The sequence below is a fragment of the Mycobacterium dioxanotrophicus genome (assembly GCF_002157835.1).
Taxonomy (GTDB): Bacteria; Actinomycetota; Actinomycetes; order Mycobacteriales; family Mycobacteriaceae; genus Mycobacterium; species Mycobacterium dioxanotrophicus.
This window is the reverse complement of the sequence record NZ_CP020809.1, coordinates 5928251-5951365: the sequence shown is the minus strand read 5'-3', so window position 1 is coordinate 5951365 and position 23115 is coordinate 5928251. Positions and strand designations below refer to the sequence as shown.

22 protein-coding genes are annotated in these 23115 nt (G+C 63.9%); 9 read left to right on the top strand and 13 right to left on the bottom strand.

Features of this window, described 5'->3' with window-relative positions:
• The first annotated feature begins 86 nt into the window (after positions 1–86).
• The 6 genes from BTO20_RS28940 (at position 87) to treS (ending at position 6972) form a co-directional block, all read left to right on the top strand.
• On the top strand, positions 87–929 hold the full coding sequence (locus BTO20_RS28940) for a substrate-binding periplasmic protein (RefSeq protein ID WP_157680347.1): 843 nt from the start codon (positions 87–89) through the stop codon (positions 927–929).
• Position 930: 1 nt separating this feature from the next.
• Positions 931–1635 (top strand): amino acid ABC transporter permease, encoded by a 705-nt coding sequence (locus BTO20_RS28935; protein ID WP_087079350.1) that lies wholly within the window; start codon positions 931–933, stop codon positions 1633–1635.
• Positions 1632–2435: an amino acid ABC transporter ATP-binding protein gene (locus tag BTO20_RS28930; protein WP_087079349.1), complete on the top strand. Its 804-nt coding sequence runs from the start codon at positions 1632–1634 to the stop codon at positions 2433–2435. Before BTO20_RS28935 ends, BTO20_RS28930 begins: the two co-directional genes overlap by 4 nt.
• A gap of 134 nt (positions 2436–2569) precedes the next feature.
• Positions 2570–3463: a dihydrodipicolinate synthase family protein gene (locus BTO20_RS28925; protein WP_087082836.1), complete on the top strand. Its 894-nt coding sequence runs from the start codon at positions 2570–2572 to the stop codon at positions 3461–3463.
• An 83-nt stretch (positions 3464–3546) separates the two neighbouring features.
• Positions 3547–4575: a proline racemase family protein gene (locus BTO20_RS28920; RefSeq protein ID WP_087079348.1), complete on the top strand. Its 1029-nt coding sequence runs from the start codon at positions 3547–3549 to the stop codon at positions 4573–4575.
• A gap of 126 nt (positions 4576–4701) precedes the next feature.
• Positions 4702–6972, top strand: coding sequence for a maltose alpha-D-glucosyltransferase (treS, locus tag BTO20_RS28915; RefSeq protein ID WP_087079347.1), 2271 nt, complete (start codon positions 4702–4704; stop codon positions 6970–6972).
• On the opposite strand, the gene BTO20_RS28910 is transcribed toward treS, so the two are convergent.
• The 9 genes from BTO20_RS28910 to BTO20_RS28870 all read right to left on the bottom strand — a co-directional run bounded on the left by BTO20_RS28910 (position 6944) and on the right by BTO20_RS28870 (position 16122).
• The gene (locus BTO20_RS28910; protein ID WP_087079346.1) at positions 6944–8281 is read right to left on the bottom strand and encodes an alpha/beta hydrolase-fold protein; all 1338 of its coding nucleotides are present in this window, start codon (positions 8279–8281) and stop codon (positions 6944–6946) included. The two genes, treS and BTO20_RS28910, sit on opposite strands and share 29 nt — an antisense overlap.
• Before the next feature lie 32 nt (positions 8282–8313).
• On the bottom strand, positions 8314–8571 hold the full coding sequence (locus BTO20_RS28905; protein ID WP_087079345.1) for a hypothetical protein: 258 nt from the start codon (positions 8569–8571) through the stop codon (positions 8314–8316).
• Entirely contained in the window at positions 8568–9998 is a 1431-nt protein-coding gene (locus BTO20_RS28900; RefSeq protein WP_087079344.1) for an aldehyde dehydrogenase family protein, read from the bottom strand. The genes BTO20_RS28905 and BTO20_RS28900 overlap by 4 nt, the downstream gene beginning before the upstream one ends.
• A 28-nt stretch (positions 9999–10026) precedes the next feature.
• The gene (locus BTO20_RS28895; protein ID WP_087079343.1) at positions 10027–11499 is read right to left on the bottom strand and encodes an APC family permease; all 1473 of its coding nucleotides are present in this window, start codon (positions 11497–11499) and stop codon (positions 10027–10029) included.
• Positions 11500–11797: 298 nt separating this feature from the next.
• Positions 11798–12517 carry a GntR family transcriptional regulator gene (locus BTO20_RS28890; RefSeq protein WP_087079342.1) on the bottom strand — a complete coding sequence of 240 codons (720 nt, stop codon included), beginning with the start codon at positions 12515–12517 and terminating at the stop codon, positions 11798–11800.
• A gap of 138 nt (positions 12518–12655) precedes the next feature.
• Entirely contained in the window at positions 12656–13204 is a 549-nt protein-coding gene (locus tag BTO20_RS28885) for a hypothetical protein (protein ID WP_232490890.1), read from the bottom strand.
• Entirely contained in the window at positions 13201–14820 is a 1620-nt protein-coding gene (locus BTO20_RS28880) for a GMC family oxidoreductase (protein ID WP_087079341.1), read from the bottom strand. Before BTO20_RS28880 ends, BTO20_RS28885 begins: the two co-directional genes overlap by 4 nt.
• A 30-nt stretch (positions 14821–14850) precedes the next feature.
• A complete protein-coding gene (locus tag BTO20_RS28875; protein WP_087079340.1) occupies positions 14851–15609 on the bottom strand; it encodes an SDR family NAD(P)-dependent oxidoreductase in 759 nt (252 codons plus the stop codon).
• A 204-nt stretch (positions 15610–15813) separates the two neighbouring features.
• A complete protein-coding gene (locus BTO20_RS28870) occupies positions 15814–16122 on the bottom strand; it encodes an SDR family NAD(P)-dependent oxidoreductase (RefSeq protein ID WP_087079339.1) in 309 nt (102 codons plus the stop codon).
• 603 nt (positions 16123–16725) lie between these two features.
• Between BTO20_RS28870 and BTO20_RS28865 the strand changes: the two genes are divergently transcribed.
• Positions 16726–17316, top strand: coding sequence for a hypothetical protein (locus BTO20_RS28865; RefSeq protein ID WP_157680346.1), 591 nt, complete (start codon positions 16726–16728; stop codon positions 17314–17316).
• Between the two features lie 49 nt (positions 17317–17365).
• On the opposite strand, the gene BTO20_RS28860 is transcribed toward BTO20_RS28865, so the two are convergent.
• From BTO20_RS28860 to BTO20_RS39540, 4 genes are all read right to left on the bottom strand, one after another.
• Positions 17366–17956, bottom strand: coding sequence for a DUF1707 SHOCT-like domain-containing protein (locus tag BTO20_RS28860; protein WP_087082834.1), 591 nt, complete (start codon positions 17954–17956; stop codon positions 17366–17368).
• A 95-nt stretch (positions 17957–18051) separates the two neighbouring features.
• Entirely contained in the window at positions 18052–18813 is a 762-nt protein-coding gene (locus BTO20_RS28855) for an SDR family oxidoreductase (RefSeq protein ID WP_087079337.1), read from the bottom strand.
• Positions 18814–18881: 68 nt separating this feature from the next.
• Entirely contained in the window at positions 18882–19310 is a 429-nt protein-coding gene (locus BTO20_RS28850; RefSeq protein ID WP_157680345.1) for a hypothetical protein, read from the bottom strand.
• Positions 19311–19658: 348 nt separating this feature from the next.
• Positions 19659–19949, bottom strand: coding sequence for a hypothetical protein (locus BTO20_RS39540; protein ID WP_157680344.1), 291 nt, complete (start codon positions 19947–19949; stop codon positions 19659–19661).
• Between the two features lie 436 nt (positions 19950–20385).
• Here BTO20_RS39540 and BTO20_RS28845 point away from each other — a divergent pair, with 436 nt between their 5' ends.
• Together BTO20_RS28845 and BTO20_RS28840 are read left to right on the top strand one after the other, a co-directional pair.
• Positions 20386–21654, top strand: a complete 1269-nt coding sequence (locus BTO20_RS28845; RefSeq protein WP_157680343.1) for a hypothetical protein — start codon at positions 20386–20388, stop codon at positions 21652–21654.
• Between the two features lie 242 nt (positions 21655–21896).
• Complete coding sequence (locus BTO20_RS28840; RefSeq protein WP_087079334.1) at positions 21897–23066, top strand: hypothetical protein; 1170 nt, start codon at positions 21897–21899, stop codon at positions 23064–23066.
• Positions 23067–23115: the final 49 nt, after the last annotated feature.

The following is a 23115-nucleotide window of genomic DNA, read 5'->3' as shown; positions in this document are numbered from 1 at the left end:
TCGCGAAAGCCTTGAAGTGGTCCACACCACATGTATACAGTCGACAATACAACAATGGAGTTGTGACTTCACCAAAGGAGCGATTTGTGAAGAAGTCGACGAAGCAATCCCTGGGAATCCTGGCCTTGGTGGTAGTCGCCGTCGTGGCGGGACTTCTCGGCGGCAAACTGAGTGCTGGCGGGACAGCAGGAGCCGCCTCGCAAGGCAGTTGGGCTGAAGAGGTTAAGAACCGAGGCGAACTCCGCGTAGGAGTAGCAGCTTTCGCACCCATGCTCGAAGAGCGGAATGGCACCTGGACCGGTCCGGTGCTCCTGCCGCTCGAAGCCTTTGCCAAGAATCTGGGGGTCAAGTTCACCCCGGTTCCGGCGTCCTGGAACACCATCGTGGCGGGCCTCAAGGCCAACAAATACGACATGGCCGCGGGCTTGGATATCACCGGCGAGAGGTCGCTGACAATCATGTACACCGACCCGTACTACGAGGACAACGGAGTTTGGGTGGTCAGGCGTGACAGTGGCCTCACGAGCACCGCGGACATCATGAAAACCGGTCAGCCGGTGGCCTCTTCGCAAGGTTCGGCGCATGAGGCAGCGGCAAAAGCCGCCGGATTCGCGACGCTCAGCGTCGACTCGTGGACAAATGCCATCCAAGCCGTCAAAGCAGGCAGGGCGCCCGGGCAGTTCACGGATTACGGCACTGCGCTGGGGCAGGTTCGGTCCGATTCCGGTCTCGCCATCGTGGTGCCAGAGACGCCGATGTGGATGGCGCCGGTCTCATACGGTGTGAGCGAAGAAATCGACGTGCACTCGCTGCAGATGCTCAACGTTGCGATTCGGGAGTCAATCGCTTCTGGTGAGCGCGATCGCGCGTTCGAAAAGGTCGGCTACATCAGTGTCGCCAACCTCGGCCCGCTGAAGATGGGCGCGTGACGTGGGGAAGACTGACTGGGGCATTGTGTGGGAGGTTCTCCCAAATCTGCTCACAGGGCTGAAAACAAGCCTGGCCATCACCCTGCTTGTCATCATCATCAGTGCGGTGGCCGCGGTGCCCGTCGCGCTGGCGCGCATGGCCGAGTTCGATCTCATCAGATGGATCGCCCAGGGCTACATTGAGCTCTTCCGGTGCACGCCTGTGTTGATCCAATTGTTCTGGATGTTCTATGCACTGCCGATCCTGTTGGACATCAGCCTCTCTGGCTTTACGGCTGCTGTCATCGCAATCAGCGCCAATCTGACTGCGCAAGTAGCAGAGGTGTATCGGGCCGGCTTTCAGTCGGTTCCTGCCGAACAGTTGGAGGCGGCCAAGGTACTTCAAGTCGACCGGTACCACCAGGTCGCATCGATCATCGTTCCGCAGACCTTGCGCCAGCAGTTGCCTGCGTTGCTGTCGATTGCAATCAACGGATTCAAGGACACGGCCTTGGTTTCGGTCATCGGTGTCGTCGATTTGATGTTCGCCGCCAACACTGCCGCCGCGCAGACGTACCGATCACTGGAGATTTTGACTGGGGCAGCCCTGGTGTACTTCGTGGTCGCATTTCCGCTCTCCCTACTGGTGAGCTATCTGGAAAGACGTGGCCAGCAACGTCTTAACGAATCAGCGTCCAAGCGGACAAAACAGGCGGTGGCGGCATGAACATTTCGACAAGTGCGACGGCCGACTCTGTACGAGATGTCCGCGCCGGACACGATGACCCGCTTGTGAGAGTTCGTAATGTCTGTAAAGAATTCGGTGCGGCAAGGGTTCTCGACGATGTGAGCCTTGACTTTCACAGGAGCGAGATCACCGTGGTAATCGGCCGAAGCGGGTCCGGTAAGAGCACGCTACTGCGGGTTGTCGCCGGTCTCACCGAGGCTGATTCCGGGACAATGGATTTCGACGGCCAGCGGGTGCTCGAGGATGGCGAATACACCGAGCAGTGGAGCCAAGCCCAGTCCACGATCGGAATGATCTTCCAGTCCTACACGCTCTGGCCGCACATGAACGTGTTGACCAACCTGACATTCGCCCCGCGGATTGTGCACAAGTGGGGGAAGAAGAAGTTACGCGCTCAGGCCGAGCAAGCGCTCGACGAGGTCGGCATGAGCGGCTTCATTTCGGCCAAACCGCACCAATTGTCTGGTGGGCAGCGACAGCGCGTCGCAATTGCTCGTGCACTCATGATGCGGCCGAGGCTCCTGTTGTGTGACGAGATCACCTCGGCGCTCGATCCGCCCGTGGCGGCGGAAGTGCTCGGCGTCCTGAGCCGACTGAAGCGCGACGAGGGGATCAGCATCGCGCTGGTTACGCATGACATGGCCTTTGCGGCGAAGGCCGCAGACCGCTTGATGTTCTTTGACGCGGGCCGAATCGCCTTCGCCGGCTCTCCTGCAACGGGTTTCTCGCAAACTGAGAATGAAGAACTACGCAAGTTTGTCGATGCGGTCCGGTTCTGATGAGTGACCGCCTTCTGAAAAACGAAGTTGATTGTGCACTTGTCGACAATCAGCAATCTCGCTATGCTGATCACGAGCGGTTCGCTCGGACGATTCACGGTCACGAAGACCGTTCCCAATACGAAGGACACACAATGACCAAGAAGCTCGGCGGCATCCTTGCCGCGGTATCCACCCCGTTCGGTGCCGATGGTGAGGTCGACGAGAGCCGGCTGCGGTCCCATGTCGACTTCCTGATCGACAACGGTCTGCACGGCCTGGTGCCCGGCGGCAGCACCGGTGAGTTCGCGGCGCTGACGCTCGACGAGCGCAAGCGGGTCAACGAGGTCGTCATCGAGCAGGCCGCGGGCCGGGTTCCTGTTGCGCCGCAGACGGGTTCGACGCGGACCGCCGATGCGATCGAGTTGTCCAAGCACGCGGCCGCCGCCGGGGCCGACGCGGTGTTGCTGGTGCAGCCGTTCTATGAAGCGCCGACCCGTCGCGAGGTCATCGAGTACTTCGCCACCGTCGGTGAATCGGCAGGCATCCCGGTGATCGCGTACAACCTGCCGGGCGTCACCGGCATGAACCTGGACCGGCCGTTCTATCGCGAGCTGCTGGAGCGCACCGACGCGGTGAAGTACATCAAGGACACCTCGGGGTCCATCGAGCAGGCGTTCGACCTGATCTTCAATCTCGGCGATGCCATCGACACCTTCGTCGGCTGGGACACCATCGTGCTGCCGGCGTTCTCTGCCGGCGCCGCCGGGTCTATTTGGGGCGCACCGAATTTCGCGCCGAAGGAATGTGTCGCCATCTTCGAACTGGCCAAGGAAGGCAAGACTGCCGAGGCCTTGGCGGTCTTCAAGCGGCTGTGGAACGTGTTCGACTTCCTGGGTAAAGAAGGCTACGCCGTGTCGACCAAGGCGGTCGCACAGGCCGTTGGTATCGATCTGGGCAGTCCCCGCGCACCCTACGGCGAGCTCGAGCCCGAAAAGCTCGACGAATTGCGCAAGCTGGTCGCCGAGACCGGACTCAACTACGCCTAACGTTCTGTTTCGGGAGGCGTCGCCAGGGTCGTGGCTGCAACCGCGGCCCTGGCGACGCGAGCGCGCCGAGCCGAGGAGGACGCATGCGCTGGAGTCGGATGGTCAATGTGGTGAAGTGCCATGTCGGCGGTGAGATCAACAACGTCGTCACCGGCGGTATCGGCGACGTGCCTGGCGCCACGGTGTTCGAGAAGATGAAATTCTTCCGCGATCACGATGACGACCTGCGCCAGCTGCTGCTGCACGAACCCCGCGGCGCCGTCACGCATTGCGTCAATTACGTTGTGCCGGCGACGGATCCAGAAGCTCAGCTGGGCTATGTGATCGCCGAATCCACAGAGTATCCGGCGATGTCGGGCTCCAACACCATCTGCGTCACCACCGCACTGCTGGAAACCGGGATGATCCGCATGACCGAACCGGTCACCGACGTCGTCCTCGAGGCGCCCGCCGGGCTCATCCGCATCCGCTGCACCTGTCAGGACGGCAAGGTGACCAGCGTCGAGTTCGAGAACCAGCCCGCGTTCGCCTATCGATTGGCCGCGCCGCTGGAGCTGGAGGGCTATCCGACCCTGACCGTCGATGTGGCCTGGGGCGGCATGGCGTATGTGCTGGCCTCGGCGCAGGAGCTGGGCCTGCAGTTGACCCCCGACGAGGCCAGCGATCTGTGCGACCTCGGCCAGCGCGTGAAAACCGCTGCTGCTGAACAGATCCCGGTGACCCATCCGGAGAACCCCGAGTTCGCGGGCATCACCCAGACGGAGTTCGTCGGCCCGCTCGGCCGTGCCGACGGAGCGCTCACGTCGCGCAACGCCGTCGTCGTCTCGCCCGGACGCCTCGACCGCTCACCATGCGGCACCGGGACCTCGGCCCGACTCGCGGTGCTCAAGGCCCAGGGTCTGATCAATGTCGGCGAGCCGTTCATCCACGAGTCGGTGATCGGCTCGAAGTTCGGCGCCCGCATCGACCGCATGAGCACTGTCGGGCCCTATGACGCCGTCATCCCGCGGATCAGCGGCCAGGCCTACATCACCGAGATCAGTCAGGTCGGGCTCGACCCGGCCGATCCTTTCCCCACGGGCTACAAGCTCTCCGACACCTGGCCGGTGTGACCGCGCGACCTGCCCCGAATCGACGAGAGTGTCGTGTCGAGGCGCGCTCAGCGGCATTTTCGTCGAATTCGGCGCGGGATGCTTAGGCTGGAAGCCACGACCCGTCCAAGTCCGGAGAGGGGATGCATGTCTGAGGTGGCAGAGCCGGAACCCGACGACCAGACCAACGAGCCGACCGAAATCACTTTCGACGAACATTTGCACCCCGCGCGGCCTCGGGCGTTGCGGTTTCGCCCCCGGGTCAAATCGCCGTTCGTCCGTCGGTCGGTGGCGCAGGACGGGCCCGCCACCGGGGACAACCCGGCGTATGTGTCCTGGCTGCTGAGTCAGTCGATGCTGGCCGATGCCAACGAGATCAGCCAGCAGTTCTCGGGCCAGGGCTCGATGTGGCAGAACCCCTATGCCACGCCCAGTCCCAGGGGTGCCGTGGACACCGCGGCGGTGTGGTTCACTGCGTATCCGCTTTCGCTGATCACCCGGCCGGGGGAGTCGTTTCTCAAGGCCATGGCCGACGAGGACATGTGGAAGGCGTTCGCCGAGATCGGCGTCGACGCGATCCACACGGGCCCGGTCAAACGGGCGGGCGGCATCTCGGGTTGGCAGTTGACGCCCAGTGTCGACGGGCACTTCGACCGGATCAGCACTCAGATCGACCCAGCCTTCGGGACCGAGGAAGAGTTCCGGCAGATGTGCGGCACGGCCAATTGGTACGGCGGCACCATCATCGACGACATCGTGCCCGGGCACACCGGCAAGGGCGCGGATTTCCGGTTGGCCGAGATGAAGTACGCCGACTATCCCGGCATCTACCACATGGTCGAGGTCGATCCGCTGGACTGGGACCACCTGCCCGAGGTCCCGGCCGGGCACGATTCGGTCAACATCGACACCGTCACCGAGGACTGGCTCGACAAGGCCGGCTACATCATCGGGCGGCTGCAGCGGGTGATCTTCTACGCCGAGGGCGTCAAAGAGACCAACTGGAGCGTTACCCGCCCGGTGATGGGCATCGACGGCGTCGAGCGGCGCTGGGTTTATCTGCACTACTTCAAGGACGGGCAGCCGTCCATCAACTGGCTGGACCCGTCGTTCGCGGGTATGCGGCTGGTGATCGGCGATGCGCTGCATTCGCTGGCAGATCTGGGCACCGGGGGACTTCGCTTGGACGCCAATGGCTTTCTGGGCGCGGAGAAGACCGCGGCCGAGGACAGCACCGCCTGGTCGGAGGGACACCCGCTGTCGGAGGCGGCCAACCACCTGATCGCCAGCATGGTCCGCAAGGTCGGTGGGTTCACCTTCCAGGAGCTGAACCTGACCATCGACGACATCCGGGAGATCGGGGAGGCCGGTGCTGACCTGTCCTACGACTTCATCAACCGCCCGGCCTACCAGCACGCGTTGGCTACCGCCGACACCGAGTTCCTGCGGTTGACGCTGCGTACCACCCTCGAACTCGGTGTGGAGCCGGCATCGTTGGTGCATGCGTTGCAGAACCACGACGAGCTGACCTACGAACTCGTCCACTGGTCGACGGGTCACCGCGACGACGTCTACACCTTTCGGGGCGAGGAGGTCACCGGGGAAGCCCTAGGCGATATCGTGCGTGGCGATCTCACCGAGAAGCTCACCGGTGAGAACGCCCCGTACAACCTGGTTTTCACCACCAACGGCATCGCCTGCACCACGGCGACCGTCATCGCCGCGACGCTGGGCGTTACCGATCTCGACGACATCGAGGACGCCGGGGGCGAGCGAAGCGACGGGGTGTCCCTGGACCGGATCCGGCGGGCGCACCTACTGCTGGCGATGTTCAATGCGTTGCAACCAGGCGTGTTCGCGCTGTCGGGCTGGGACATGTGCGGGATGCTGACGCTGCCGCGCACCGACGTCGAGGAGCTGCTGCACGGCGGCGACACGCGGTGGATTCACCGTGCCGCACACGACCTGATGGGGCACAACCCGACGGCGACCCGGTCGATCGCCGGGATGCCAAGGGGAAGAAGCCTTTACGGGTCAATCCCGGAGCAGCTGGCCGACGAGACCAGTTTCCTGCGGCAGCTGCAGGCCATTCTGCGGGTGCGCAAGCATTACGAGATCGCCACCAGCCGTCAGGTCGACATCCCCGAGGTCTCCCATCGCGGCATGCTGGTGCTCGTCCACGAACTCGCGAGCGGTGACCATCAGCTCACGGTGCTCAACTTCGCCAACGAGGAGATCGCGGGCACCGTGCGCTCGGAAGCGCTGCCACCTGGCGCGTCGGTGTCGGACATGTTCACCGGCAAGCCCTTGGCCACGGTCGACGACCTGCACAGCTTCGCCATCGAAATGCCCGCCCACCATGGCATGTCGCTGCTGGTGGACGGATTGCCTACGCCGCGGGGCGAAGCCGGGAAATGATGCCGTCGATGTCGATGGCAAACATCTCGGGCCGGAACACGTGGCCGCCGGGAACCTCATGCCAGTCTTGGGGAATGCCTGCGGCGTCGAGCAATCCGCGGAACTCGCGCTGCCCGGCGAGCACCTCGGTCTCGTTGGCGCTGTCGAACCAGTTGATCGGGTCCGGGCTGGTGCCCGCCACCAGGAAGATCCGCTTGTTGCGGTAACTCTCGATGCGCTCGACCGGGTTGTCGGCGCTGACCCTGGCCTGGTCCCACAGGGGCGCGCCGTAGACCGTTCCGCCGGCCAGATCCAGGACGGCCGACGTGATGTTGGCCCAGTGCACGACGAGTCCGAAGTCGCGACGCAGGCTCGCCGGCCCGGAATGGGCGCTCACCGATGCGAAATGGCCGTAGTACTTGGCGGCATACTTCAGGGCGCCGAAGCCACCCATCGAGAATCCGCCCACTGCGCGTCCGTCGTATTCGGCATACGCGCGGAAGTTCGCTTCGATCCAGGGCAGCAACTGGGCGATGTGGAAGGTCTCCCAGTTGCGTGGGCCGACGAATGAGGTGACCGGGTTGGAGTACCAGCCCGCATGCCCGCCGTCGGGCATCACCACGATGATCGGCTTTCCCGCGGTCCAGTCGCGGATGCCCATGAAGTCGAACGAACGGAAATCGTCGTTGCCGCCGTGGAACATGTACAGCACGGGATAGGTGCGCCCGCTGGTCTGATAGTCGTCGGGCAGTAGGACATTGACGCCCGGGTTCCAGCCGATCGCGTCGGTCTGGAAGCGGTAGTACCACAGCCGCGGGTCGCTCTCGTTGCGGTCGACGATGCGAAGTCCGAAGCCGTCGCTGCGGCCGGCGAAGATGACCAGCGACTGCCCGACCGACAGGGCGTTGGGGTTGGCGATGCCGTTGACGGTGGCGATCACGGGGAAGTAGTTGGCGTCACCGTAGAAGCGCAACGCCAGTGCCGACAACGTATCCCCGGCGACCACGCGGTATTTCGTGACGTTCGGGATGATCAGCTGCTGGCCCGCGACCAGGGCTGCGTTGTCGGCGATGCCGCTGGACGCCGCGATCAAGTGGGCCAGGTCCGCGTCGCCGTAGAAGCGCACCGCCAAGTCCGACAAGGTGTCTCCCGCGGCGGCGGTGTATCGGGTGAAGTCGGGAAAGATGAGCTGTTGTCCGACATTGATGACATTGGGGTCGTTGATGCCGCTGGCGGTGGCGACCAGTCGGTAGAGCTCGGCTTCGCCGTAGTAGCGCAACGCCAATGCCCACAGCGTTTCTCCCGCTACCACCGTGTGTGTTCTGACCATTTCGTCTCACTCCCCTCGCGTTGAAACAGGCTCTACTTCGATTGTGCGCCCGTTTCTGGGGAATCGGTGGAATGGAATTGGTAGTCGGCCGTTTCGTCGTCGACGCGCCACACGTCGACTTCGCCGTCGATGAAACAGACAAGCCAGCAGATGCCCGAGGCGGACGGCACCGTCATCGCGATCTGGGCCCACGGGGTGTAGCGGTGGGGGTCTCGCAGGTCCAGACGCCGCACGTATTGGCGTACCCGCACCTCCGGATCGGTCGTGGCGGTGCCGTCCTCCTCGGTCATGACAGGCTCAGGATGACCTGCTTGGTGCGGGTGAATTCCTCCAGTCCCGCGGTGCCGCCTTCTTTGCCGTAGCCCGAACCCTTGAACCCGCCGAGCGGACCTTCCGGGCCGACGGCCATGTGGTTGTTGACCCACACCACGCCGGCTTCAATTGCGTTGACATTGCGCAATGCTCGGCCGATATCGCGGGTCCACACCGAGGCGGCGAGCCCTTGTTCGACAGCGTTGGCCTTGGCGATCGCATCGGCTTCGTCGGTGAACGTCTGCACGGTGGCAACCGGTCCGAAGATCTCCTGCTGCACCAGATCGTCGTCTTGGCCGACGCCGGTGATCAGGGTGGGCTCGAAGAAGAAGCCCGGCCGGTCGAGGGCGTGGCCACCGGTGACGAGCTCGGCGCCGGCGGAACGGCCGTCCACCAGCCCCACCACCCGATCGCGCTGGATCTGCGAGATGAGCGGTCCGAGAACTGTGTTCGGGTCTGAGGCGTCCCCGACGGCGACGGCCTGAAGTTGATCAGCCAGTGCTGCGACGAAGGTGTCGTGGATCTTCTCGCTGACCAGCATCCGGGTCGCCGACATGCATTCCTGGCCGGCGTTGAAGAGGACGCCGTTGGTCAGGATGGGCAGCGCGACCTCCAGATCGACGTCGTCGTAGATGATCACCGGTGCGTTGCCGCCCAGTTCGAGCACGAGTCGCTTGGGGGTGCCGCCTGCTGCGGCGGCGATCTTGCGGCCCGCCGCGGTCGAACCGGTGAACGACACCAGGCTCACGTCAGGATGGCGCACAAGCGCATCGCCGATCACGCCTCCCGATCCATGGACGATGTTGAGCACGCCGGGTGGAAGCACCTCCTGGGCCAGTTCAGCGAAGCGAATGGTGGCCAACGGCGTCAGTTCGGCCGGTTTGATGACCACGGTGTTGCCCGCCGCCAGCGCGGGCCCGAGCTTCCACACCGCCTGCCACAGCGGGAAATTCCACGGCGTGATGCCCAGCACGACACCGAGCGGTTCGCGGCGGGTGTAAGTGGTGTTGTTCTCGACGAACTCGCTGGCAGCTTGGCCGGTGAGAACCCGTGCGGCACCGGCGAAGTGGCGCAGGGCGCCGGCGATGCCGGGTAGTTCCACGCCCCGTGCCGCCGTGGTCGGTTTGCCAGCGTCGATCGTCTCAAGCCGGGCCAATTCGTCGATGTTGTCCTCGAGGATCTGGACCAGTTGATGCAGCAGTTCGGATCGGGCGCCCGGAGTGCGTGCCGCCCAGGCGGGAAACGCTGCGCGGGCCGCGGCGACGGCGCGGTCGGCGTCGTCGACGGTGGACTCGGTCATCTCGGCGATGACCTCACCGGTCGACGGATTGAGCACCTGGCGGGTCTGGTCGGAGGAGCCGGGAAGTGTCTTGCCGTCAATGAGGTTCGCGACGGAGATGGTCATGGCAGCGTGCCTTTCGGTTCTGTGCGGATCAGAGGTGGCCGGTTTGCGTATCGATGGACTTGCCGCGGCGGCTCTTCGGGATGGTCAGATAGATCACTGCGCCGGCCCCGATCACCATCACCATGCCCAGTCCGACGTGGATCGGATCGGAGTAGACCAGCAGGGTGCACAGGACGGCCGACCATGCGATCGCGAGGACAAAGATCACCGGGCTCAATTTGCCGTAATGCCAAGGGTGTTTGGGTAGCTTCTTCTTGAGCAGGGCGTAGAGGCCGACGGTGACGACGACGCCGTAGGCCAGGCCCCACGCCAGCGCAGTCATGGCGGTCAGCACCGACAGCAGCGAGGACCACAGGGCGAAGACGACCGACAGTGCGAAGATGGTCAGCGTCGCGTTGATGGGGATGCGTTGCTTGCTGACCTTGCGCATCCACGACGCCGCGGGAATCTGGCCGTCGCGGGCTTGCGACCACAGCACGCGAATACCGGTGAGCTGCAACATGACCACCGCGGCGAACAGGGCGACGATCGCCACCGCCTCGAAGACGTTCGCGAAGGCTGAGCCGACTGCGGTGTCGAGGATGTCTTTGACCGGCAGGGCACTGCCCATGATGGCGGGCAGGTCCTGGATGGCCAGCATCAGCATGCCCACCATGACGACGCCGACGACGTAGGACGACACGTTGGCCAGTACGGATGCCAGCGGTGCTTTCAACGCGGCGTTCTTGGTCTCTTCGGAGGCGTTTCCGGTCGCGTCGAAGGACGAAATGGCATAGGCGGGCAGGATCATCGCGAAGAGGAACGGGACGAACCAGTGGCCGCCGGTGGCGGTGCCGCCGGAATCGGTGAGGAAGGCCAACGGCTGGGTCGGGTGCTTGAAGAACACCAGTACGCCGATGAGGCCGAATACGCATATGCACTCGGCGACGACACCGATATTGTTCAGCAGCGCAGCAACTTTGACGCCGGCGATGTTGATGATCGTGGCCAGCACGATCAGCCCCAACGTCCAGGGCAGCGCGTCGACCGCATTCTCGAACGTCACACCGAACCAGCCTGCGATGAACGGGGCGATGCTCACCGAGCAGGCGGTGACGGCGACGGTGTGCGCGATCAGCAGCCACCAGCCGGTCTGCCAGGCCAGCCACGGTTTGCCGGTGATGCGCCCGGTGATCTGGTACACGCCGCCGGCCAGCGGGTAGGACGACACCAGCATGGCCACGGCGAGCCCGACGGTGAAGACCTGCAATGCGCCGCCGACGAGGAACGACCAGAAGGCGGCGGGCCCGAAGAAGCCGATGCCGACGACCAGGGTGGTGAAGATGCCCGAGGCGATGGCGATCGAGGTGAACTGCACGCCGAACGCCGAGAACAGTCCCAGGCTGCGGTTGAGCTCCTGCTTGTAGCCGAGCTTCTCCAGGTAGGCGGCGTCGGCGTCGACTGCCGGAGTGGACGGAGGTCGACGGTGGAACACGCCAGACTCCTCGGGGGTAATCGCCATGGTGACCTCAATGTTTTCAATAAGCGGGGGATGTGGCGGCGGAACGGATGACGGCTGTCGCACGATCCTTTTTTTGTACTACTGTCGACAATCTACACGTCGGAGAAGGTGACCGCAATCACTATTTCTGGCTAGGTTCCCGTGATGTGTCGCAGGTCGCGGTCGGCTGAGGATCGGGCGCGACCTGTGGTGGACCGGCAGCGGCACGCGCCACCGCGGCGGGGGTCGATCAGCTTGTGCCGCAGGCGTTTCGGCACGATCAGCTGAAGCCGGCTGGTCGGCTCAGAGCGCCGACGCTTCACGCATCCCTGGCGGCCGCTTCGGCTTGGGGCCGGCCGCCGTGCACGTGCCGGTCGATTTCGGCGGTGATCGCCTCGAGATCACCGGAGTCGATGATCTTGAGCAGTCGTTTGTGTTCGGCGACCATGTCGTGCAGATCGGCGAACGCCTGGTGATCGGCCGAGAAGAACAGTTGCAGTTGGGCTTCCCAGCTCCGCCACAATTCCAAAAGCAGCTTGTGGCCGGACAATTCGTAGAATCCGCGGTGGAAACTCATGTGCGCGTCGATGGTCGCCGCGGGGTCGTTGTTGTCCGCGCCGATCTCCATGTCCTCGAGCGCGCGGGTCACCTTCACCCGTGCGCTGCCACGCAGACTCGGCAGCGCCAACTCGATGGCATACGGTTCGAGACGCTTGCGGAGACTGGCGATCTCGGCCATCCCGTCGGCGCTGACCTCGGCGACGAACGCGCCGCGATAGGGGATCTTGTCGACGAGCCCTTCTTCGGCGAGCAAGCCCAACGCTTCCCGCAGGGGTGCCCGGCTGACGCCCAGGTCGGTGGCAAGGTGGGTTTCGCGGAGCTGGCTGCCGGGTTTGAGGGTTCCGTCGAGGATCGCGGTACGGAGCACCTGGGCGACCGAACTCGGAGTCGTGCGTTGCGTGATCCGCCCCAGCGACACCGCGTCGCGGCCTGCCTCACTCAGCGTCGACAGCGCGCCGTCTTGCGGGACTGCAGCCATCAGGTAACTCCTCCCAACCATGTTGCCCAATTGTCGACAGTAGTCCTTCACGCTCTGCTGTCCACGTTGTACGGCAATTGCGGCCAGATGTCGTCGATGGGGTTGGGCAGCCAGGCGTCGTCGGTGATCAGCGGGATGTCACCGTCGGCGAGCCGTCGAAGCAGCCGGCGCCCCAGGAGACAAGGCCCACGGCCGCTCACTCTCCGGCGGCCGAAAGTAGATCGGCCCGCGCTCGATGACCGGATCGAGGATGCCGGTCTCCAGCTCGTTGGCGGCGTCCTCCAGGCCGGCCGGATCGCGATGTTGCCCGGGATAGCCGATGAGTTTCTTGACCTGTGGAGTCATGAAGTAGGCGCCGGCGATCACCGACGACAGCGGGTCGAAGGTGAATTTGTCCTCGGACCACATCTTCTTCAAGGCGCCACGCAGCTCGCTGTCCGGCACGTCGGCCAGGGCGTGCACGGCCGTCAGGACGGCATCGAATACGTCGGCACGCGCGGCCAGGGCAAGGTGCAGATAAGGCTGAAATTGTTCGGCCGCACTCGCTTTGGGGTTGGGGCCGGATTCGGGGATCAGGGTGTCGGCGATGCGCAGCAGGGTGGTGAGCTCGGGGTCGGTGAGGGGACGCGGTGGCTTGGTCGCCCGTGGCGGAACCGACAGGCGCCTCTGATCGGACTGCAGGGTCATGCCATGGCCTTTCTGGCGTTCGTCTGTTCCACGACCTTCTTGCCCACCCGCAGCGCCAGGGCAGTGATGGTGCAGGTGGGGTTGGCCGATCCCGACGTGACGAAGATGCTCCCGTCGGCGATGTAGAGATTGTCGACATCGTGGCACTTGCCGTACGAGTCGACGACGGAGGTCCTGGGGTCGTCGCCCATGCGGGCGGTGCCCAGTAGGTGGCCCGGTTGGTCAACCCAGAGTTCTTGGGTGATAACCCGTTTGGCACCGGCGGCCTCATGGGCCTTGACCATCTGCTCGACCGTGAACTTGAGCAGCTTGCGGGTGTTCTCGCTGACCCGGTACTCGACCTTCGGCGCGGGCAGTCCGTCGGAATCCACCAGGCTCGGCGACAGCGTCACGCGGTTGTGTTCCTCGGGAAGGTCTTCGGTGTTGGCCGCCCACAGGATGCCGTTGCGGGCCGCGCGGGCCATGTCGTGGATGGCCGGACCCCACAGCTCGTCGAAATCGAGTTCGCGGTGGGCTTCGATCGCATTGAGCGGGCCGGGGGTCGGCAGGGCATGCAACTTGGCGCCGCGGACAAACCCGCGTGACATGTCGGTCTCATAGAACTGCATGGAGTGGATCAGCTGACCGGCCGGGCCGCGCCAGCTTTCGAGATCCTCCTCGTAGTAGCCCAGCGCGGTGCAGTTCGGATGCAGCATGAGGTTCTTGCCGACCAGGCCCGACGAATTGGCCAGGCCCTCGGGATGACGGTCATCCGCCGACAGCAACAGCAACCGTGGGGTGCCAATGCCGTTGGCGCACAGCACTACCGAACGCGCCGGCTGGAACCTCACGGTGCCGTCCCGGTCGATGTACTCGGCGCCGGTCGCCAGCCCGTTCTCGTCGGTGACGACCTTGGACACCCGCGCTCCGGTGACGACCTCGGCGCCGGCCTGCTGCGCCTGCGGCATGTAGATGAGGTCGAACGAGGCTTTCGCTCCCTGCGGACAGCCCCACTCGCAGACGCCCCAGCGGGCGCACTGTTCGAGGGTCTTGTTCTTCTGGCTCGGGATCGCGTTGGTGCCGGGCCACCAATGCCAGCCGAGCGCGTTGGCTGCGGCAGCCGCCTTCATGCCGGGTTTTCCCAACGGGTGCGGCGGCAGGGGATAGTCCAGGCCGTCGGGATAGGCGGTGTCGCCGCCGACACCCGAGACGCCGATGAACTCATCGACCTCGTCGTGATAGGGCTTGAGGTCGTGGTAGCTGATCGGCCAGTCATCGGCAACGCCGTCAAGGGTTTTCACACGGAAGTCCGACGGCAGCAGCCTGGGCCATTCGGCACCGTAATAGATGGAGCTGCCGCCGACGCCGTTGAACATGACCGGCCACATGTCCGAATCGGTGACGTCGACCGGATAGTCCGACGGCAGACCGCGGACGTTGGGATCGTGCGCCCAATTATGTTGGATGAGCAACTCCCACTCCGGGAAGTTGGCGGGAAAGTCACTCGGGTTGACCCAGTCGCCCTGTTCGAGGCAGACGACGCTCAATCCCGCAGCGGCGGCCGTGTGGGTGACCACCGCACCTGACGGGCCCGCGCCGATCACCAGCACGTCGACGGGCTTGTTATCGAATGTCATTGGCTGGCCTCACTTCCTGTGCGACGTGACCTATGCGCCCGCGAGCACGCCGCCGTCGACGACGAATGCGGTTCCGGTGATGGCGGTGGAGTGATCGGACAGAAGGAACGCTACCGAGTGGGCGATCTCGATGGGCTCGATCGCCCGTCCGATCGGCTGGAAATCGGGAAGTCCGGCCTCGAGTGCTTCCCGGCCGCCGAGCGCCTCGTAGTGCGGCACGTTGAGCGGGGTGTCGACGAAGCCGGGGCACACGGTGTTGGCACGGATGCCCTGGGCGCCGAAGTCCAGCGCAATCGCCTTGGTCAGCGTCAGCACGGCCCCCTTGCTGGCCGTGTAGGTGGTCAGCAGCTTCTCGGCGCCAATGGAATTGATCGACCCGAAGTTCACGATCGAGCCGCCGCCGGCCTTGAGCAGCTCCGGTATCGCGTACTTGGAGCCGAGGAAGACACCTTTGACGTTGACATCGAAGGTCTTCTGGAAGTCCTCGACCGAGGCGTCGAGGATGGTGCCCGGGATCAGGATGCCCGCGTTGTTGACGATGCCGTCGAGCTTTCCGAACGTGTCGACGGTGAACGCGATGAGGTCTTTGACCTGTTGCTCGTCGGTCACGTCGACAACCCGGCCGACGAGGCGGTCGTCGTCGACTTTGAGTTGGGGCAGGTGCTCCGGCGAACGGACGGTGGCGACCACCTGAGCGCCCTCTTCGTACAGGTGGCGGGCCGTCGCCAGGCCAATGCCGCGTGCGGCGCCGGTGACGATGACGGTCTTCCCTGACAACAGTGTGCCCATCGGGTGCTCTCTTCCTGTCCGTGGCCGGAGGTCTCCTCCGGCGAATCGTCCAAATTGTGCATTTGTCGACAATTGGTCAATAGAAGTGTGCCGTGGACAGTGCACGGGCGTCAAGCATGAGTTTGCGTGGAGCGGATCGAACACGAGGGGCGAGGCGGCCCGGTGGCGGTGAGCCGCCGGGCCCGATGACGGCGGGCGCCGGGATCAGGAGGCCAGTGCCAGTCGGTGCGCGACGCCATCGGTGGTCACGATCCGGTCGACGGCGTGGCCGAATCGGCGTTCGACCCGGGAGATGAGATGTTCGAGCTGCGCCGCATCTGAAGCGTCGGCGGCGATCGCGATGACTTGAGATGCGCTGTAGCCGTGCATAATCCGCGTCAGGGGCGCCGCGTGGCGGGCGCTGACGGCGACGCGGCAACCCGCCTGCAGCAGCTGGTGCGCGGTGCTGCGGCCGCGTTCGGTGTCTGCGTCGAGTACCAAGACGACTTCGCTGTTGCGGGGCTGTGCCGACATCGTTATCTCCTTCGCGTTCGGATGTTTCCAGCCAACCGTCGCCACCTTGGCGGCTGATGAGAAACCGATGTGATGTGCACTTGAATTGCGGGAGAAGGGGATTGGCCCGGTTGTAGACGTGCGGTGCTCGGCGGGGCGGGCCGAGCACCGCACGTTCGGCCCTCGGGGGGCGGGCCATTCATCGGGTCTTGCGGCGGACAACACCTCACGCGCGACGCAACATCTTGTCCGACAACAGATCTGAGGTCGAATGTTGATCTTTGAAATTCAGCCTAGGAGCCTTGTCTGGGTTCTTGATAGGCGTCGGCTGGGAAGTGGATGCATGCCGCGGTAGTTGATTTGCGGTGTGGCGTCCAGCAAATAATCTCCGTGACGCCGCCCACACTCGCGCGGGGAACGCGCCGAACGCATCTCACGCCGTCGAAAATTAACGTGTTTGTCATTGTTCTTATCGCCGACCGAACAACCGGTGAACAACATGGGTTTTCCCTTGGCGCGCCCTGTCAAAGTGCCTTACATTTCGCTCCGTCTCAGCGCCACAGCACGTCGCGGGGACCTGAATCGAGCTGCGGCGCAATGCCGAAATGACGAAGGGGTACGGGCATGGCAAAACATCGCAAGGCTTCTGAAAGATCGGTGCGCACGCGCACAATGGTGGCTGGTGTGCTGGCCGGTGGCGCGCTGGTGGCCGTCGTGCCTGCAAGCATCGCGTCGGCATCCACCGATCCGTCGGCTGACGCCGTCAAGCGTCCCGCATTCGGAAACCCTGCTCCCGGTGTGCGCGTCGCACAGGCCGTCGGTGACAAGGTCTTCAACCAGACGCCGGGTATCAACAAGACGCTCGACGACAGCCCGCTGGGCGAGGGCTACCACATCAACTTCGGCACACCGGCCGGCGGCGTCGACACCAGCACCCGCACGGCCAGCAACCCGAATCCGGCTCCTCTCGCCACCGGCACCAACGGCGCCATCCAGGGTGAGCTGAACGTCAACGCCGGTAAGTACTACTACGACCAGACGCAGAAGTGGGCGGAGTTGTCCGTCGGCAACAAGATCCTCCCCGACGAGAGCGACCTGCCGGGCACCCTTCCCAAGGCGGTCGCCGGGGCCAACACCCTCAGTGCCACGAGCGCCAAGCCCTCCAACGCGAACAAAGCGCTTACTTGCGTGGCCGCCGCCACGTGCAACCACTGATCCCCACCGAATACAACAGCGGGCGGGCCAATCGGCCCGCCCGTTTTCGTCAGTACTCTTCGATCTGGTTGCGTCGCTTCTTGCGTTTGATCCCGACGCTTCCCCATAACGAGAATCCACGGATACGTACCCGCGGCGCTCCGGGGGAGCCCTCGCCGGGAACCGAATGGTCGAAGCTGCCCATGACGGCGTGGCCACCGACTTCCACGTTCACTTCCGGCGGCACCAGAATGGTCTGCCCACCGCAAATCGAATAGGACCGGATTTCCACTTCCGGAGCGGTGAAATCTGCGTAGCGCATATCGACCACGCCGCCGCCGAAAAGAGTAAATGTCGTGAGCTTCATCGGCACATTCCAGCGGCCCCGACGTTCGAATCCGCTCATGATGGCCAGCAACAGCGTCGACGGCGCGGGATGGCAGGGGCCACCCTTGTTACATGGAATGGCACCGGGCAGATCGTTGCTCAACCGAGCCAAATCGGCATACGTTTGCGCCGAATAAGCCTTGGCCAACCGGTCCTCGTATTCCGTCATCGGCAGGCGGCCCGCGGCCGCGGCCTCAGTGAGCAGCTGCGCCACCTGAATCCGATCGGTGTCGGCAGCTCGCGTCGACCGGCTCTGCGGCGCTGAAGTGCTCATCAGAGACGAGCCTACGACGAACGCCTGCACATGCAAGACGGTTGGCCAAACTGTGGCTTCGATCGCACCAGCGAAACGGCCAGTCTGCCGAATTTTTATCCGGCTGAGCTGAGGTAATCCTGAAAAGTTGTGGTGCCGACCGCGTTTTCGGGCACCAGATTGGCCCCCGTTTTGTAACCCGCGACAACACGACCGCCGAGCGTGAGACTGAACACGTGCCGCCTGCTGCCGCGCGCCGCAAGGTACATCCGACCGAGTTCGTTGTGGTCGTGCACTGCCGGGCCGCCGATGTCGGGTACCCGTCCGGCCGGGGGCACATCGACCAACTCGGCCAATCTGACGGCGACGTCTCGCGTGTCGATCGGCTGAAACCGCACGCCCCGAAGGGCCCACAGCACCGGTGAGAACCGCTGGACGGCGAAGATCTTCTCGATCAGTTCGTGAAACTGCGTGGCGCGCAGCACGGTGTGTCCGATGCGCGATGCCGCCAGCGCCTCTTCGGCCCGCAGCTTGGCCTTGTAGTACGGCAGCGGGATGCGGTCGATGCCGACGATCGAGATGTAGACGATGTGCTCGACGCCCGCTCGGCTCGCCGCGGCGAGCAGGTTCTCGGTGGCGGTGACGTCCTTGCTGCCGGTGGGCTGCGTCGCGCAGTGGATGACGACGTCGACCCCGTCGAGCGCCGCGTCCAGGCCCGCGCCTCTGGTCAGATCGCCTTGGCACCAGTGCACACCGGTATAACCGACGCGCTCACGGCGGCTCAGCGCCCGTACGGGGTGCCCGGCAGCCGTCACTTCCGGCACCACGTGGTGTCCGAGCGTTCCGGTGGCGCCGGTGACCAATACGCACCGAGGCATGCCCCCAGGCTAGGTGCGACTCCGAAAAAACCACACCCCCGATCCTGCGGCGGCGTGGTGCCGGCGGATCAGCCGAACGGCGAGAGTGCCTTCGCGATCCCGCCGGTGAGCTTCTCCACGGCGTTTTCCCACGGTCCCTTGGCGTCTTTGCCCGGCCAGATCTTCTCCCACGGGCCGTTCGAGGTGGCCTGCTCCCAGGGGCCCTTGCCGCTGCTGCCGCCGAAGACCTTCTCCCAGGGAGCGTTGGCGGTCACGGTCTCCCACGGGCCGTTCGCGGTCAACGCCTCCCATGGCGCTTGCGGTGCGCTCGTCGAACTCGAAGAGCCCGACGTACTGGGCGCGGCACTGGCCGAGACCGTGGTGGTCTTGCCGGCTGTCGGCGGCTTGCACGGGTTGGAGCAGCTGACCGTGGTGCTGGGTTCGGCCAGCGCCGGCGCGGCGAAGGCGAGCGGTGTCGCGATCAGGGCGGCGCCGATCACGGTGCGACGAAGAAGCATCTCGAGTCCTTTGGTCTTTGCGCGCGAGACCCCCGGCGCCAGGTGCAATTGTTTGCTGACTATTTTTCACCAGCGTCATGCACGGGCAGCTTAAGTCCCTGTCTCAGCTACTGCAGGGTGTGCGGTTTGGAGCGGATGTCGGCCGTCGTACGAGGTCGCTCCGTTATCCGGGCGATGAGCGGGCGGGTCCGCGTTTTCCCAGGAAAGGCCTCGGTTGTCCGACGCTTCCACTGTGCGATGGTTCACACGGTTAGCTGGCTGGAAAGTCGCTCACGCTGGCGGCCGCCAATACGACAACACCCTCGCAAGAGGGTGCCTCCCACGAGGGTGTTGTTTGGATCGAGTTGGTCAGGGAGCTTCGCCGAAGACCTTTTCCCAGGCGCCGCCGTTGATGGCCTGCACGCCATTGCCCCAGATGTCGGCCGCAAATGCGTTTTCCCATGGGCCCTTTGCGTCGCCACCTGGCCAGATCTGGTTCCAGATTGGGGTGGGCGTAGTGGCTGACGATGTCGCGCCCCTGGCGCATGGTGAGCAACCGACTGATGACGTTGGATCAGTCTGGTCGGCCATTGCCGGTGCCGCGAGCGCCAGGGAAGCCGCGATGAGTGCGGCGCCGACGGCGGTGCGTCGAAGAATCATGTCGGCTCCTTGTGGTGTTTGCTGTGTGCAGTCCTAAATGTACGGCGTGAAGTCGCTGGACACCAGCTGTGAAATCGTCGTGAATCTGACTGTCTTTGCCTAAGCAATGAGCTATCGAAGCTGGTCAGATGGGCTTTCTGCGCCGAATTCGCGACGGCCTGGTGCGATACCGGTCGGAAGTGCTGGCCGTCGACCGCGTTAGACGAAATATTTGCTATTGCGTCAATCGTCCCAAGTCGGGCGTGTTCCCCGGGCTGGTGGTGTCGATCGACGCTTCGCGGTATCTGGCGAATTGTGTCCACTGAGCTGGAGATACGCCGCGCATCTCAGCGGACTTTAAGGTACTTTCCTACGCAACAGTGCGACAGCGTTCTGCCAAGTAGGGCACAGCTGGCTCACAGGTAAGCGCAAAGCATCCGAGAGAGGAACACAGACGATGGCGTGGACCAAGATTCCTGCCGCCGCGGCGTCGATCGCATGCGCGGCATGCATCGCGGCTGCGGCGGCAGTGCCGGGTGCCGAGATGCAGGCGGCCCACCTCGCCAAGACTGTGAGCGGTGATGTTCAGTTCACGGCTCTTGAGGATGTGCTCACGGACATCTTGAACGCGACGCTTCAGCTCGATTCGGTGAACGGAATCGCCCCGTTGCTGAGCTTCGCCACTGGCGGAGGCGGAGACCCGCTGTACGCGTTCGTTCCTACTGACGACTGGCCGGGCTACGCCGCTCTCAGCGCACTCTGGAATTACCAGAATCTTCTCGGTGGTGATCTGGGGTATGACGGGTTGAGCGGAATCGCCGCGTTTGATGCGATTCCGATCTACTTGAGCGGACCGGACGCCATCCTCACGTATTCCGCCGCAGTCAACGGGATCCCGGGGTATGCGAACGCGCTCGGCGGTGACTTCAGCGGTGTATCCGTTTTTGACGGAGTCACATCATTCCAGAATTTCCCGGATCAGGGCCTGCACGCGTTTGTTCCTGTATCGGAGGAGGAAGCGACAGACGACAACCCTGCCCAAGCTGGTTATGCCGCACTAAGTGGGCTGTACTGGTACCAGCAGTTCGCTCAGAGCGGTGATGTAAGTCAATTGGCAAACATTGACGCCTTCAGCGCCATCCCGAACTGGAAGAGCTTCCTCTCGTCGGGCGATATTTCATCCGAAGGGCTCGGTGGCATCGACGCTTTCAGCGCCATCCCGGTGTTCAAAGCTGCGCTTGAACCCAATGAACCTGAGCCAGTGGCAATTACGGAATTGAACGACGCAGCCGAAACTCCGAACAGCGTGAGCAAGAAACTCACCGTGTCCGAATCTGACGGGGCTGAGCCGAGTGGAACGGCCACGGCGCCAAAGCTGAGCAACCCGGTGGCGGCATTGTCGAGCGTTACGCCGGCGTCCTCTCAAGCGTCGGAGGCCGGAATCCCCGCGGTAGCGCCGGCAGCGCCGGCTGCGCCCGAGGCCTCGTCCGTTCCGGCGGCCACGGACAAGAGTTCCGGAGCCTCCGGAAAGCAGTCCAATGGTTCATACTCCGGCGTCTTCAAGCCCAACAATCCTGTCGTTCTGTTTGGCACCGGCAAGGGTGGCGGCGCCGATAACGGCATCCGCGGTTGGGACAAGGTGGCCAACGGGATTCGCGGCGCGCTTGGGATGCCCAAGGACAGCAGCGGCTCGGGCGACAGCGACAGCAGCAGCGGCGGAGAGTAGATCGCCCGAGCTAGCCGAGGGCGCCACACGGCGCACCGGCGGCTAGCTCTCGATCCGGCATCAGGTTTGTGAGCGGGAGAGATATTTTCCCTCGCAAGCACTCCTGACGTTGGCGTCCATTACGTGGTGCGACCTGGGCTCTTTTGGGGTACCTTGCTGCCAACGTGTGGAGGGGCCAAACCCGAGGCGTCAGCAAACAAAACACTGCGGTCGCCATCCACATCTGAGAAGGGTGGACGTCGATGGTGTTGTCGAAGGTTTCGAGCGCAGCAACCGCACTGGTGTGCGCGGCTTGCATTGCTGGCGCGGCGGCGCTGCCGGGCGCCGAGATCCAAGCTGACAACTTCGCAAAGGCCGTTAACGGCAACGTGCGGCTCGCGGCGCTCACCGATCTCGCTTGGCTGGATGGAATCCCGGCATGGCAGACATTCCTATCGACCGGTGACCTCAGTGCCTTCGTTCCGGCACCCGACGGCACTGGTGGCTATGCGGCTCTTAGTGCATTGGCGAGTTACCAGAGCTTTTTCACCACTGGGGACATCTCGAGTTTGGGAGGAATTGATGCATTCAGCGCGCTTCCTAATCTTCTCTCGGGGGATTTCACCAGCCAGGATGCATTCAATGCCATTCCGATTTACCAGCAATTGGCCAACGGGGACACATCGAATCTTGGCGACCTGTCGTCGGTCAACGCGTTAGTCGCCTTCTCGCAAGTCCCAAGCGAGGGGTTGAAGGCGTTTGTTCCTGATCCCGACAACCCAACGGCGCATCCCGGTTATGCGGCACTCAGTGGTCTCTATACCTACCAGCAGTTCATTCAATCGGGCGGCGACGTGACGACGCTGGCGGGTATCGATGCATTCAGCGCGATCCCGAACTGGCAGAGCTTCCTGACCACCGGTGACATTACGAAGACCGGGCTTGGTGGAATAGACGCCTTCAGCGCTTTGGCGGCGATCACTCCTACGCCCACGCCTCTCGCGGCCACGCAAAACACGACCAAACAGGAAGCACCGCAAACCCTCACGCCGACCGTGTTGAGCAAGACCGTCGACACTCAGGCGCCTGAAGTCAAAACGCCGAAGATCTCGAACCCGATAACGACGGCGCTCTCCAACGTCACACCACCGTCGTTCAACAGCGGCAAGCAGGACGCCCCCGAGCAGGCCCCGGTCACCCCGGATGCGCCGAGCCTCCCGACCTCGAACGACAAGAGCTCGCTGCCGACCGGCAAGCCGTCGAATGGCTCGTATTCGGGTGTCTTCAAGCCCAATAACGGCTCGCCCATCTTGTTCGGTACCGGCGGCGGTGGCAGCGCCGACAACGGTATTCGCGGCTGGGACAAGGTCGTCAGCGGCATCAAGGGTGCCCTTGGCGGTGGCGACAGCAGCAGCTCAAGCATCGGCGGTTAGTCGACAACACACCTCACGCAAATCGGGCGGGCTCGCGGAGCCCGCCCGA